Source organism: uncultured Pseudoflavonifractor sp. (assembly GCF_944387275.1).
GTDB lineage: Bacteria > Bacillota > Clostridia > Oscillospirales > Oscillospiraceae > Pseudoflavonifractor > Pseudoflavonifractor intestinihominis.
In genome coordinates, this window is record NZ_CALXEG010000013.1 from 30,376 (window position 1) to 43,983 (window position 13,608).

General features: G+C 62.2%; 9 protein-coding genes. 8 read left to right on the forward strand and 1 reads right to left on the reverse strand.

Annotated features, from left to right (window positions below; translation table 11 throughout):
* The first annotated feature begins 35 nt into the window (after nucleotides 1-35).
* The gene (locus Q0K23_RS04965) at nucleotides 36-857 is read left to right on the forward strand and encodes a DNA-3-methyladenine glycosylase (protein ID WP_294518593.1); all 822 of its coding nucleotides are present in this window, start codon (nucleotides 36-38) and stop codon (nucleotides 855-857) included.
* Between the two features lie 134 nt (nucleotides 858-991).
* Here the strand turns inward: Q0K23_RS04965 and Q0K23_RS04970 are convergent, their stop codons facing one another.
* Nucleotides 992-1,879, reverse strand: a complete 888-nt coding sequence (locus Q0K23_RS04970) for a LysR family transcriptional regulator (protein ID WP_294518596.1) — start codon at nucleotides 1,877-1,879, stop codon at nucleotides 992-994.
* Nucleotides 1,880-2,024: 145 nt separating this feature from the next.
* On the opposite strand from Q0K23_RS04970, the gene Q0K23_RS04975 reads away from it, so the two are divergent.
* The 7 genes from Q0K23_RS04975 to Q0K23_RS05005 all read left to right on the forward strand — a co-directional run bounded on the left by Q0K23_RS04975 (nucleotide 2,025) and on the right by Q0K23_RS05005 (nucleotide 13,592).
* Nucleotides 2,025-2,504: a flavodoxin gene (locus tag Q0K23_RS04975; protein ID WP_294518599.1), complete on the forward strand. Its 480-nt coding sequence runs from the start codon at nucleotides 2,025-2,027 to the stop codon at nucleotides 2,502-2,504.
* Nucleotides 2,504-3,541, forward strand: a complete 1,038-nt coding sequence (locus tag Q0K23_RS04980) for an aldo/keto reductase (RefSeq protein WP_294518602.1) — start codon at nucleotides 2,504-2,506, stop codon at nucleotides 3,539-3,541. Before Q0K23_RS04975 ends, Q0K23_RS04980 begins: the two co-directional genes overlap by 1 nt.
* 487 nt (nucleotides 3,542-4,028) lie before the next feature.
* A complete protein-coding gene (locus Q0K23_RS04985; protein WP_294518604.1) occupies nucleotides 4,029-5,516 on the forward strand; it encodes a TIGR02677 family protein in 1,488 nt (495 codons plus the stop codon).
* Nucleotides 5,509-6,666, forward strand: coding sequence for a TIGR02678 family protein (locus Q0K23_RS04990; RefSeq protein ID WP_294518607.1), 1,158 nt, complete (start codon nucleotides 5,509-5,511; stop codon nucleotides 6,664-6,666). The genes Q0K23_RS04985 and Q0K23_RS04990 overlap by 8 nt, the downstream gene beginning before the upstream one ends.
* Nucleotides 6,644-10,696 carry a TIGR02680 family protein gene (locus Q0K23_RS04995; RefSeq protein WP_294518610.1) on the forward strand — a complete coding sequence of 1,351 codons (4,053 nt, stop codon included), beginning with the start codon at nucleotides 6,644-6,646 and terminating at the stop codon, nucleotides 10,694-10,696. The genes Q0K23_RS04990 and Q0K23_RS04995 overlap by 23 nt, the downstream gene beginning before the upstream one ends.
* The gene (locus Q0K23_RS05000) at nucleotides 10,693-11,976 is read left to right on the forward strand and encodes a TIGR02679 family protein (RefSeq protein WP_294518613.1); all 1,284 of its coding nucleotides are present in this window, start codon (nucleotides 10,693-10,695) and stop codon (nucleotides 11,974-11,976) included. Before Q0K23_RS04995 ends, Q0K23_RS05000 begins: the two co-directional genes overlap by 4 nt.
* A gap of 158 nt (nucleotides 11,977-12,134) precedes the next feature.
* On the forward strand, nucleotides 12,135-13,592 hold the full coding sequence (locus tag Q0K23_RS05005) for an RNA-binding domain-containing protein (protein WP_294518616.1): 1,458 nt from the start codon (nucleotides 12,135-12,137) through the stop codon (nucleotides 13,590-13,592).
* The last annotated feature ends 16 nt before the right edge of the window (nucleotides 13,593-13,608 follow it).

Consider the following 13,608-nt stretch of genomic DNA (forward strand, 5'->3'; position numbering starts at 1 on the left):
AATAGGAATATGGCATGATGGAAGGAGCATATCCGATGGAAGTCCATATTCCCGATCTGTTTGACCTAAAGAAGATCGCCGACAGCGGCCAGTGCTTCCGGGCCGTATCACGCCCCGACGGGACATACCGGTTCATCACCGGAGATCAGGTGCTGTACATCCAAAAGGCGCCGGATGGGTGCTACCGGGTGAGCTGCAGCCAGGAGGTCTGGGACCGTGTCTGGCGCCCCTACTTTGATCTCGAACGGAATTACCGGGAGATCAGCGCCGCCATCCCGGAAAAGGACGCCTTTCTGCGGCGGGCGGCCCAGGCGGGCGCGGGGATTCGCATCCTTCGCCAGGACCCCTGGGAGACGCTGGTCACCTTTATCATCTCCCAGCGCAAGAGCATCCCGGCCATCCGCGCCGTGGTGGAAATGCTCAGTGAGCGATACGGCACGGCAGTTCATGTATCCGGCGAGACCCTCCATACCTTCCCCACGGCGGCGCAGATGAGGGATGTGGGCGAGGAGGATTACATCGCCTGCAAGGCCGGATACCGGGCGCCCTATCTCTGCGACGCGGTGGAGCAGGTCCTGTCGGGACGCCTGGACCTGGAAAAAATCTCTGCCCTCCCGGATGACCAGCTGATCGCCGCGCTGGAAGGGGTGCGGGGCGTGGGCGTAAAGGTGGCCAACTGCGTGGCCCTGTTCGCCTATGGCCGGGCGGCCTGCGCCCCGGTGGATACCTGGATCAGGAAGATCATCCAGCAGGAGTACAGGGGCAGGAATCCCTTTGACAGGTACGGCGCTGCGGCCGGCATCATGCAGCAGTATTTCTTCTATTACGCCCAGAGCCACAAGGCGGAGACGGCGTAAAATCAGAAAAGCCCGGGGCTGTACGCAGGCCCCGGGCTTTTGCGAAAATAGAGGGGCATTGCAGGCCTATCGGGGACTTCGGGCAGGTCCGCTTTTCCACCCGTTGGGCCATTCCAACTGCTCCGCGTGTCTGTTCATTTTGAATGGCCGGCAATCGTATCCAGGCAGTTTTTGACGTGGTTGATAAGCCCGGCCACGGCGGGGGAGAAGGTCTCGGCCTTTTTCCAGGCCAGCACCGTGCTGGACTCCAGCGGCGGAGAGAGGGGGACGAACCGCAGGTTGTCGTAGGTGCAGTGGAGCCTGATGGTAAGGAAGGCGCCCATGCGTGCGCCGGCCAGAAGGGCCATGTTGTAGGGTAGATTCCCGGTGGCGGTGATGTGGAGCTGCTGGGCGCAGGGCCCGAACCACCGCTCCATCTCCTGCTGGATCAGCTCCCGCCGGGTCAGGATCAGGGGGATGCCCGCCAGATCTTCCGGCGTGACTGACTCCTTCCGGGCCAGAGGGTCGTCCTGGTGGATCAGAACGCCCCACTGCTCCTTGACCGGCATCCGGATGAAGTCGTATTTGCTGATGTCCACCGGCTCCAGCAGCAGGCCCAGATCCAGCGTGCCGCCCTCGATCCGCTCCTTGGTGTGGTCGGCGTTGCCGCTGTAGAGCTGATAGGTCACCTCGGGGTGGAGCGCCTGGAAGGAGGCCAGCATCTCCGACAGCAGGGACATGCCCTCCAGGTCGCCGCTGCCGATGGAGATCTCCCCCCGCAGCTGGTCCTTCTGGCGGAATTCCTGGGCTGTCTTTTCCGCCAGGTCCACCAGCTCCTGGGCCCGGCGGCGCAGGAGCATGCCGTCGTCGGTGAGGACGATGTGGTACCGACTGCGGTGAAAGAGCTGTACGCCCAGCTCCTCCTCCAGCTGCATCAGCTGCCGGGACAGGGTGGGCTGGGTCAGGTGGAGCAGCGCCGCCGCCCTGGTGATATTCTCCTCCCGAGCCACCGCCAGAAAATATTTCAAAACACGCAGTTCCATGGCCAAGCCTCCTTTTCTCCATGCTATCATCTCCGGCCGGAGGACGCAAGAGAGAAATGCCTTTAAAGAATATTTTAAGATAATAAATGAGCATTTTACATTTTTACTGATAGGCAGTACAATTGTGCCAAAGGAGGAGATATGTATGAAAAAAGCATTGGTCGCCTATTTTTCCGCCAGCGGGACCACCGCGAAGGCGGCAAAAGCCCTGGCACAGGCCGCGGGCGCGGAGCTCTATGAGATCAGACCCGCGGTGCCCTACACCCGGGCGGACCTGAACTGGATGGACAAGAACTCCCGCAGCAGCGTGGAGATGGGGGACAAGAGCTCCCGCCCGGCCCTGGCCGACATGGACGCCCCTGTGGCGGACCACGACGTGATCTTCCTGGGCTTCCCCGTCTGGTGGTATGTGGCCCCCACCATTATCAACACGTTCCTTGAGGGCTATGATTTTACCGGCAAGACCATTGTGCTCTTCGCCACCTCCGGCGGCAGCGGCCTGGGCAAGTCGGCGGCCGGACTGAAGGCCAGCGCCCCCGGGGCCAAGATCCTGGATGGCCGCATGCTCAACGGCCGCCTGAGTGAGGCGGAGCTGAAAGCCTGGGTGGAGGGGCTGAAGCTGTGATGGAGTATATCAGACTGGGCGGCTCTGACCTGAAGGTGTCCCGTATCTGCATGGGGTGCATGGGGTTCGGAGACGCCCGAAACGGCCAGCACTCCTGGACCATCGACGAGGCCCACGCCCGGGAGATCATCAAGCGGGGTCTGGAGCTGGGGATCAACTTCTTTGACACCGCCATCGCCTACCAGAGCGGCACCAGCGAACAGTACCTGGGCCGGGCGCTGGGGGACTTTGCCCGGCGGGACAAGGTGGTGGTGGCCACCAAGTTTCTCCCCCGCACCAACGGAGAGATCGAGGCGGGGATCAGCGGCCAGGAGCACATCCGGCGGATGGTGGACAAGAGCCTTCAGAATCTGGGCATGGACTACGTAGACCTGTACATCTGCCACATGTGGGATTACCGGACGCCCCTTTATGACATGATGGAGGGGCTGAACAACGCCGTGAAGGCGGGAAAGGTCCGGTATATTGGCATCTCCAACTGCTTTGCCTGGCAGCTGTGCAAGGCAAACGACCTGGCCGAGCGGGAGGGCTTTGCCAAATTCGTCTCGGTCCAGGGACACTACAACCTGATCTTCCGGGAAGAGGAGCGGGAGATGGTTCCCTATTGCCGGGAGGAGAATATCGCCATGACGCCCTACAGCGCCCTGGCCGGCGGACGGCTGTCCAGGCATCCGGGGGAGACCTCCAGGCGGCTCCAGGAGGACAGCTACGCCCATCTGAAGTATGACGCGGCCCGGGACCAGGACGCCCCCATTCTGGCCCGGGTGGCGGAGCTGGCCGACCGCAGGGGCGTGTCCATGACGGAGATCTCCCTGGCCTGGCTGCTGACCAAGGTCACCGCCCCCATCGTGGGCGCCACCAAGCTCCGCCATGTGGAGGGAGCGGCAAAGGCGGTGGAGCTGAAGCTGACGGCGGAGGAGTGCGCCTGGCTGGAGGAATGCTACACGCCCCACCCCCTGGTGGGCGTGATGGCGCAGAACACGGCCCCGGCAGCGGGGGAAGCCCATGTCTGGTCTGTGGGCAGCCAGAAAATCTGATATGAGGCACAGCCATAGGGGCGGCGGAGCCAAGCGATCCCCGTGCCCATAGCTGTCGGAGAAATAAAAAATAGGACGCGACGGAGTGGAAGCCCTGCTCCGCCGCGTCTTATTTTATGGGATATATGCCAGAACATCAGCCTCTCCGGACCGAGCCGGCCCAGGTAAAATTCCAATCTCCCAAACCGCGGGAAATGGAATGCAAAATACTGATATTGGATGGGCACCCATGCATGAACTACACGGATCCTTAAATAAAACAGCAGCAGCCCGGAGAAAAGTGAAAAATGAAAGCGCGCAAGAGTATGCCGGTTGTAATGTCCTGGCTGATTTGATAAAATTAAAATAGTTTGGTTTTATCTACACCAAATACAATAAAAGTCCAGAAAACGGGACGATTTATGGCGTAAAATGACAGCGGAGAAGAGAATGTGGAGGTTGTAACACAGCGCTGTAGACGTGATTCTGAGAATAAAGGATGATCGCTATGATGCAGGCTGATCTTTTGGAAAATATCTCGGAGACCAAATACCTTTCAGTGGACAACTACACGGTCTATCGTACTGTTATGCGGATCTTCTACCTGGAGCACCAGAAGATGCACTACCAGATGGACCGGGACGCTGTCCTGGGGCTGCTGCGGCAGCAGTCCCTTTTTGCGCAGTATTCCCCGGAACAGCTGGCAATTGACCTGCAGCAGCTGGTGAAGTGGAAAAACCTCATACCGATCCAGGATCCGCGCAAGCCCCGGACCATCGCCGAGTTCAAAAACCGGCAGTTTCAGTACATGATGTCTCAGCCGGCCATTGAGATCGAGCGGATGACCATTACGCTGGAGAACCTGTCCAGCCGGACCGCCGCCCTCTCCGCCAGCCCGTTCCGGCGCATCCGGGAGGACCTGTACCGGGCGGAGCAGCTGGACGGACTCTCCCTCCGGGAGGTGCAGGACTGGTGGGAGGATCTGCAGGAGGACTTCCAGCGTCTCAGCCAGAGCCACCAGGACTACCTCCGGGAGTTCTACGGCCCCGGTATGGAGATGCAGATGAAAGCGGTGGAGTTCATCACCTACAAGCAGAATCTGGTCCGATATCTGGAGGAGTTCATACAGGACCTGCAGCACAGTGTGGCGCAGATCGGCGCCCAGCTGGAGGGCTTTTCCCCGGAAGAGACGGCCCACATCCTGGAGCTGGTCAGGCGCAGCGCGCTGGAGATCCCGCGGCCCCAGTCGGAGCAGACGCCCGGATGGGAGGAGGAGCTGCTCACCCGCTGCGAGGGGGTCTGGCGCTCCCTGTTGGACTGGTTCACCGGGAGCAATTCCACGGCCCGCCAGGTGCTCAACGTCACAAACGAGGTCATCCGACGGACAGTGCAGAACGCCGCATTGCTGGTACAGATGGAAAACATGGGCGTGAGCAATAAGGCGGAACTGCGCCATTTGCTCACGCTGTTCGCCGGGTTTCAGTCTGTGGACGAGGCGCACAGGCTCTCCGCTCTGGTGTTTGGCGTGCAGCAGGTGCGGCATTTTGCCTTTACCGCCGTCCGGGAGACGGAACGGGTGGACCTGAGCACCTATGACGAAGCGCCCGTTTCCCATCTCCTTCAGCCCAGGACGCGCTCCTACAGGCCGCGGATGGACCGGTCCGGATTTGCGGACAAGAGTCATGAAAAGGCGGCCCAGAGGCAGAAGATACTGGAGGAGGAGCGGGCCCTCCGCCAGAAGGTCATGGGATATATCCACGGCGGAAAGCTGGACCTGGCCGCCCTGGATTCCCCGTTGTCCCCAGACGTCCGGGCGGTGTTTCTCTCCTGGGTGGCCGCCGCCAACCTGAGTCCGGATCACAGGGGCAGGACCCAGTATGGACAGGCCTATACGCTGGAGAGACGGGGAGACCGGACCTGCCGCCTGGTCTGCACAGATGGGACGCTGACCATGCCGGACTGCGTATTGATCTTTGAGGAGGCTGGCCATGAATGAATTCCGCACGCTGCTGGACCGGTTTTGGGTCACACGCTGGGAAGACCGGGAGCTCTATTTTGCGCTCAAGCGGGCCCAGCCTGACTACCGCAGATTGGTCAATGAGGCTCTGGGCTGGAATCTGATTGTCAACGAATCGGTGGTCAAGCTGGAAAAGGTGCCGCCCAGAGCCATGCCCTGGATGGGCATCCAGTCCTTCCAGGAGCCCATGGACTACTGCCTGCTGTGCGCGCTTCTGCTGTTTCTGGCGGACCTGGACGACGGCGCGCCGTTTTTGCTCTCCTCTCTGACAAAGGCCCTCGGGACGTTCCTGGCGGAGATCAAGCCGGTGGACTGGACCCAGTTTCTCCACCGGAAGGCCCTGGTGCGGGTCCTGCAATATGCCCAGGAGACGGGGCTGGTGGTGGCATATGACGGAAACAGCGCTGGCTTTAGCGGCGATCAGAACCAGGAGGTCCTCTACGAGAACACGGGCCTGTCCCGGCACTTTCCAGTCCACTTCGGCCGGGATACTCTGCAATGCCGCTCCATCGAGGACTTTGAGGCCCTTTCCGGGGCGGGGGACAACACCGAGCGCAGGCGGCACCGGGTCTATCAGCAGCTGGCGCTGTCCCCCGGCGTTTACTGCTCCCCGGAGAACCAGAGCGACTATGAATATGTCAAGAACCAGCGCCGGGCCATCGGCGCCAGCCTGGACGAGGCCCTGGACGGGGAACTGCAGATCCACAGAAACGGCGCCTTTTTCCTGCTGTCCGAGGGCGAGCGGTGCGGAATGGTCTACCCGGGCACCCGGGCGCTGTCTGACGCGGCGCTGCTGCTGTGCGCCCAGCTCCGGGACCAGATCCTCAGCGGCGTCTACCGCCGCCGGGAGGACGATACCGTGGTGCTGAGCCGGCGGGAGTTCCGCTACGAGATCGAGGGGTGCCGGGCAAAGTGGGGAAACGGCTGGGGATCCCAGATCCGCGCCATGTCGCTGGATCGGCTGGTGCAGGAGCTGACGGCCTATATGGCCGGATGGATGCTGCTGGAGGAGCTGGAGGAGGATATCGTGCTCTGCCCAGCGGTGGGAAAGCTGGTGGGGCATTATCCGCCGTCCTATCACAACGAACTGCATGGGGAGGATGAAGATGGTCCGCTGGAAGATGAATAAACTGGGCTTCCTCAATTTCTGGCTGTACGACCAGGAGGAGTTCCCGCTGCATGACGGCCACATTTTGCTGCGAGGAAACAACGCCGCCGGAAAATCCATTACCACCCAGAGCTTTATTCCCTTTATCCTGGATGGGGACCGGCGTCCGGAGCGGCTGGACCCCTTTGGGTCCCGGGACCGCAAGATGGAGTTCTATCTCCTGGGGGACAACGAGCGGGACGAGTCCACCGGATATCTGTACCTGGAGTTCCGGAAGCCGGGGGTGGAGGAGTACCGCACCATCGGCGTAGGGATGCGGGCCCAGAAGGGGAAAGGGATCGATTTCTGGGGCTTCTGCCTGCGGGATGGGCGTCGGATCGGCCCAGACGGGGTCCAGCTGTATGAGAGCGCAGGCCAGCAGAAGATGCCCCTCACCAAAAAGAAGCTGCGCGGCCTGATCAGCGACCCCGACTGCTGGGCGGAGAGCCAGACGAAATACAAGGAGATGGTCAATAACCAGATTTTCGGCTTCCGGGATATCCGGCAGTACGATCAGCTGGTACAGCTGCTGATCCTGGTGCGGGCGCCCAAGCTCTCCAAGGATTTCCGGCCCTCTGAGGTGAAAAAGATCCTGAATGAGTCCCTCCAGGTGCTGACGGACGAGGACCTCTCCGCCATGGTCAACACCATGGAACAGATGGACAATCTGGAGAGCACCATGCAGGGCTACAGCACTGCCATTAAGGACGCCAGAATCATTCAAAAAGAGTACACCCGCTATAATCAATACATATTGGGCGGCAAGGCACAGGCCTATCTGGACGCACGGAACAGGACCCGGAGCCTGAGCAGCCAGCTCCAGGAGGCAGAGAACAAGAAGAAGGATGCGGAACGGCAGCTGGAAGAACAGGGGGAGCGGAAGCGGCAGTCGGCCCTGCTGCTGGAGCGGGCCAGAGCCCAGCGGCTGTCCATGGGGGAAGATGACCTGTCGGCCAAGCAGGACCGGCTCAGCCAGATGGAGAAAGAGTGCGGCCGCCTGGAGAAGCGGCTGGCCCAGGGCCAGGGGCAGCTGGAGAAGATAGAGGACAACATTCAGAAGAAGGAGGTCCAGCTGCGGCAGATCGACCGGGACGAGGCGGACGCCCGGGCTGCGCTGCGCCTGAGTTTGCGGGACCTGAACGACCAGAATGAGCTGCTGTTGCTGGGGCAGGAGCACGCGCAATATGTCCACAGCCTCCAGGCGGAGCGTCTGAAGGAGAAGGACGCCCCGACGCTGCTGGAGGAGGCCCTCCAGCAGCGGGGCCGGCAGATCGAAGCGGTTCTGGACTGCCTGCGGCAGACAGAGGCGGCCAGAGGGCGCTATGACGCCGCCTGTCAGGCGCTGGATCAGGCGGAGACAGCCGCGCAGGAGGCGGAGCGTCAGGTCCGGGATGCCCAGGCCCGGGAGCGGGAGGAGCGGGACGAGCTGATAGAGGCGTTTGCGAGGCGCCGGGAACAGAACACACAGCTGGATATCCCCCAGGAAATCTGGCTGGAGATCCGCCAAAGCCTAAACACCTACAGCACACCGGCGGACTGGACCCCGATCCGCAACCAGCTGGACGACTGTGAGCGAAAGACAGCGTCTGCGCTCCAGGGGGAACAGCTCCAGGCGGAGCGCGGCCTGTCCGAACTGGAGAAGGAGCACCGTGAACTGGAGTACCGCCGCAGGCAGATCGAGAGCCAGCCGGAGCCCATCCCGCCCCGCCGGGCGCAGACCGAGGCCGCCCGTATCCAGCTGATGATGCGGGGGGTGCCCTGCGCGCCTGTGTATGAGCTGTTGGACTTTGCCCCCGGTCTGTCCCGGGAGCGCCAGGCTCTTCTGGAGGCCCAGCTGCTGGACGCCGGACTGTTGGACGCTCTGGTGGTGCCCGACGGCCGCCTGTCGGAGATACAGGAGCTGCTGGCGGAGTATCCGGATCGCTTCCTGGTACCCGGTCCCGCCGTTGCCGATCCCATTGACAGCCTGATCCCGGACAAGGCGGGCCGTTTCCCTCAGGAGGCCGCCGCCTGCCTACGGAGCATCTCCCGCTCTGACCTGAACGCGGAGACCGCCCTGCTGGAGGACGGGCGGTTCCGCTGCGGCATGATCCGGGGCTATAGCCGGGCGGAGGGCCCGGCCGGCTTTGTGGGGGCGGCCGCCCGGGCGGAGAACCGCAGGCGCCAGCTCCAGGCGATGGAGGAGGAACTGACGCGCTTGGCGGCCGATATACAGGAGGCCCGGCGCAAGGTAGACGATTGTAAGGTCCGGCTGGAGCAGCTGCGGCAGGAGCGGTCCCAGATGCCAACTGCAGAGGAATTGGACCAGGCCCTGATGCGGCTGGGGAGGGCCCGAAACGCATTTCAACAGGCGGAAGGGGAAAAGAAACGGTGCCTGGACCAGGAGCAAAAGACAAAGCAGGCCTGGGCCGCGCTGGAGCAGGAGAGCCGAAGCCGCAGTGCGGGGCTGCCCTACGAGAAAACGGTGGAGGCATATCAGGAGGCGCGGGAGGCAGCCAACGGCTACCGGGATATACTGGCAAAAGTGAACCGAAAAAGAGGAGATTTGATAAGTGCGATCAGTTCCGGTCAAGCTACGCGGGACATCATTGACAACCTGAGGGATCAGGCGGACGATAAAAAGAAGGACAATGACGACACCCAGGAGTCCATCTTCACGCAGCAGGCCGGCATACAGGAGCTGCGGGACTTTTTGAGCCGCCCTGAAAATCAGGCGCGGGCCCGCCGCCTGGCAGAGCTGGACCGGGAGATCCAGGTTCAGGACCAGGAGAACCGGGATGCGGAAAAACAGTGCATCCGTTTGGAAGGAGAGCGGAACAGCGCGGACGAGATCATACGGCAGAGAAAGCAGCGCCTGACCGAAGCGGAGATGGACGAGCAGGACCTGGAGCGCTATTTTGCGGAAGATCTGGATCTGGGTTTTGTCACTCTGGACCGGGAGCGGGGGCTTGAAGAGTGCGCCCGGCAGGCGGCCAGCAGGGTGCAGGCCTCTGACCGGGGGCGCACCGTCGCGGAGATGGGGGAGGCCATATCCAGCAATTTTCAGCGGTACAGAGGCAGTCTCTCCAACTATCATCCCGAGATCAAAATGTGGTTCGGCGCGCCCGGCAAGCCCGCCCAGCTCCGGCAGCGCTATGTGATCGTGCTGAAGAAGAACGGCAAGGAGCTGTCGCTCTACGGATTCATCCAGTCCCTGCAGAGCGACATCGACACCACGGGGAACCTGCTGGAGGACAAGGACCGGGATCTGTTTGAGGACATTCTCACCGACACCGTCAGCCATACGCTGCGGGCCCGTATTGAGGAGAGCGCCCAGTGGACCCGGAATATGACCGGACTGATGGCCAAGCTGACCACCTCCATGGGTCTGAACTTCAGCCTGGACTGGAAGGAGAAGAAATCGGAGGGCACAGGCGAGCTGGATACCGCCCAGCTGGTCACCTTCCTGAATAAAGACCGGGCGCTGCTCACCCCGGAGGACAGCCAGCGGGTGTCCGGCCATTTCCGCAGCAAGATGAAGCGGGCCAGGGAGGAGGCGCATATCCAGGGGATAGCGGTCAATTACGCCGATCTGATCCGCTCGGTGCTGGACTACCGCAGCTGGTATGAATTCCATCTCTTCTATCAGCGGGGAGACAGCGGCAAGAAGGAGCTGACGGACCGGGTCTTCAACCGGTTCAGCGGCGGCGAGAAGGCCATGTCCATGTATGTGCCGCTGTTTGCCGCGGTCTCCGCCCAGTATCTGAAGGGTGGGGACGCCTGCCCTCGGCTGATGGCGCTGGACGAGGCCTTTGCCGGCGTGGATGACCAGAATATCAGCGCCATGTTTGAGCTGATGGAAATCCTGGAGTTTGATTACATCATCAACTCCCAGGTCCTGTGGGGATGCTATGCCTGCGTGACCGATCTGGATATTGCGGAGATGTACCATCCGGCCAACGCCCCGGTAGTCACCATCCTCCACTACCACTGGAACGGCGCGCAGAGGACGTTGGAGGACGGCGAGGGATGAGAGAGCAGGTTGAAGCGTGTGTGGCATACTTCCGCGCCTGTCCCGCGTACCATCGCATCCTCGTGGAGCTGAGGAAGAAATACCGGCGCTACGGCCGTCCGGCGGGGAACGTATGCCTGCCGGACGCCACGGAGGAGGAACGGGAAGCGGCCAGGCGCTTCTTCGGGCGCTCCTTTTCCGAGTCCCTTCGCTTTTCGACGGAGCAGTTTGAGGCCGCGCTCCAGCAGACCAAGTTTCGGGGCGTCTGTCTGCGGGAGTTGCTGGAGGCGTATTTCGGCGAGGAGATCAGGACCAACCGGGAGGCCAGAGAGGCGCAGGAGCAGCGCCTCTCCGCCGTCTTGGACCGGGCCGCGGCGGAAGTCCGGGGAGAGAACAGCATTCGCTGGATCCGGTCGCTGAAGGAGGGGCAGGGCGGCGGATACGGGCTGCTCCGCCGGGAGGCGGCCAGGGCTCCAGAGGCGGCGGGCACGAGTTTGATACGGGCCTGCCGGAGCATGGACTGCCTGGAAAGCAGAACGGTAAGGCCGGTCCGGCTGGCCGTGCTCAGCGCAGAGGCCACCTCCGATCCCCACGCTCTGGACAGCGGCACCCTGAGCGGGAAGCTGTTCCTGCACCTGCTGTCCTTCTGCTCCGGGCTGGAACTGCCCGACCGGGCGGAACAGAGGGACGCCCTGTATTATGGACACGGCATCCTGTGCGACAGCATCTCCAGCCTGGTCACTCAGGTGGGACTTGTCCTGGACGCGGAGGGCGGGGAGCATCCCGCCTACCGCCTGCTCCGGCAGCGGCATGAGGTATGTACCCTGTCGCTGGCCAGCCTGTCCGGGCTCAGGGGCGCCCGCAGCCCCACAAAACGGGCGTACCTTGTGGAGAACGAGATGGTCTTTTCCCAGCTCTGCGACCGGGCCGCTCAGTTCCACTCTCCACTGCTGTGCACCTCGGGCCAGCCCTCCGTGGCGGCGCTGCGGCTGCTGGATCTGCTGGCAGACAGCGGGACAGAGCTGTTTTACTCCGGCGACTTTGATGGAAAAGGGCTGTCCATCACCGCCCAGCTGTGGGCCCGCTATCCGCGCCTTTTTCACCCCTGGCACATGATGCCCGAGGACTACGCCCGGTGTCGCTCCGACGTCAGGCTGAGCGACAGCAGCCTGTCACTGCTCTCATGCTGCAAGGGAACGGGACTGGAGGCCACCGCCGACGCGGTGGCGCAGCAGGGCTGCGATGGCTATCAGGAGCTGCTGCTTCCCCAACTGGAGCGGGAACTGACCGAAATACCGTGACCGGAAAGCGAAAAAGCAGGTCTCGCGCTCTAATACCGCCGGGGCCCTGATGGATAAACGGGGTTTTTTATGGTATGCTTATGGTGTGTTCCCCAGAGAGAGCCGGGAAAGCATGGAATGATGATCGCAGCTTGGCGCTGAGCCGCCGGAGGAGGGCCATGATTGATTTTTCTCAGATCGAGCAGTACCGCGAGAACAACCGGATCGAAGCCAAGAAAGCGCTTGGCGGCCTTCCTCAGAGCATTTGGGAGACCTATTCCGCCTTTGCCAATACCCTCGGCGGGATGCTCCTCCTGGGCGTGGAGGAGCATCCGGACCACTCCCTGCACACGGTCGATCTCCCCGACCCGGAGCGGCTGATCCGGGCGTTCTGGAGCATCATCAACAACCCCAAGCGGGTCAGCGTCAATATCCTCACCAACCGGGACGTACAGGTGGTGGATGTGGATGGGGACAGCATCATCGCCATCACAGTGCCCCGCGCCCAGCGGTATGACCGGCCGGTCTACATCGACGGGGACCCCAGGCGCGGCACATACCGCCGCAGCGGCGAGGGCGACTACCGGTGTACATATGAGGAAGTGCAGAGCATGCTCCGGGACGCGGCCATACAGACCCAGGATATGAACGTGCTGGAGCGGGTGTCGCCGGACGCGCTGGACGGGGAGAGTATCCGCCGCTACCGGGCCCGGATGCGCAGTTACCGCCCCGGCCATGTGTGGGAAAAGCTGGAGGACGGCGAATTTCTCTCAAAACTGGGCGCGGTGGGGGTGGGCACCGACGGCGGGACCCATCCCACCGCCGCCGGACTCCTGATGTTCGGCCTGGAGGGTGAAATCGTCAGGGAATTTCCCAACTACCGCCTTGACTATCAGGAGCAGATGGGATCTGACGGCAGATGCACGGACCGGATCACGTCCTTCTCCGGGGGCTGGAGCGGCAACCTCTACGAGTTTTACTTCCGTGTCCATGAAAAGATCGTCCGGGATGTCAGGCTTCCCGCTGTGTGGGAGGACGGCGACCCCATGGAGGCCGCCCCTGTCTACAGCGCCCTGCGGGAGGCGCTGGCCAACTGCATCATAAACGCCGACTATTACGGCGCACAGGGGCTGTCCATCGTCAAGCGCCGGGACTGGATCACCTTCTCCAATCCCGGCGGATTCCGCATTGAGGTGGAGACCGCCAAAAGCGGCGGTGTGTCGGACCCCCGCAACGCGGCGCTGATCAAGATGTTCAATCTGGTCAACATCGGCGCAGGGGCGGGCAGCGGTATCCCCAATATCTACTCCGTCTGGAGGAGGCTGGGCTGGCCCCAGCCGGCGATCGAGGAACAGTTTGCGCCGGAACGGACCACATTGGTGCTGCCGCTCCGGAAAAACAGCGGAGAAAAAACGGATGCCAGAGGCGCGGCGCCCAGGTCGGCCCTTGTGCAGATCAAGAAAGGGCTGATCATCGAATACCTGACCGAGCATGTCAGCGCAAAGACGTCCGAGATCGCGGAGTATCTGGAGCTGAAGCCGTCGCGTACCCGGGGCTATTTGAACAGATTGATTGCAGAGGACATTGTGATGGCGGAGGGCAGCGGGAAGGGACGTGTCTACAAGCTGAAGGCGTGAGGGGCAGCCTCCAGAT

Bases quoted from the DNA above. Each gene is read 5' to 3' on its own strand.
- Q0K23_RS04965 (WP_294518593.1), top strand. From the start codon at position 36: ATGGAAGTCCATATTCCCGATCTGTTTGACCTAAAGAAGATCGCCGAC.
- Q0K23_RS04970 (WP_294518596.1), bottom strand. From the start codon at position 1,879: ATGGAACTGCGTGTTTTGAAATATTTTCTGGCGGTGGCTCGGGAGGAG.
- Q0K23_RS04975 (WP_294518599.1), top strand. From the start codon at position 2,025: ATGAAAAAAGCATTGGTCGCCTATTTTTCCGCCAGCGGGACCACCGCG.
- Q0K23_RS04980 (WP_294518602.1), top strand. From the start codon at position 2,504: ATGGAGTATATCAGACTGGGCGGCTCTGACCTGAAGGTGTCCCGTATC.
- Q0K23_RS04985 (WP_294518604.1), top strand. From the start codon at position 4,029: ATGATGCAGGCTGATCTTTTGGAAAATATCTCGGAGACCAAATACCTT.
- Q0K23_RS04990 (WP_294518607.1), top strand. From the start codon at position 5,509: ATGAATGAATTCCGCACGCTGCTGGACCGGTTTTGGGTCACACGCTGG.
- Q0K23_RS04995 (WP_294518610.1), top strand. From the start codon at position 6,644: ATGGTCCGCTGGAAGATGAATAAACTGGGCTTCCTCAATTTCTGGCTG.
- Q0K23_RS05000 (WP_294518613.1), top strand. From the start codon at position 10,693: ATGAGAGAGCAGGTTGAAGCGTGTGTGGCATACTTCCGCGCCTGTCCC.
- Q0K23_RS05005 (WP_294518616.1), top strand. From the start codon at position 12,135: ATGATTGATTTTTCTCAGATCGAGCAGTACCGCGAGAACAACCGGATC.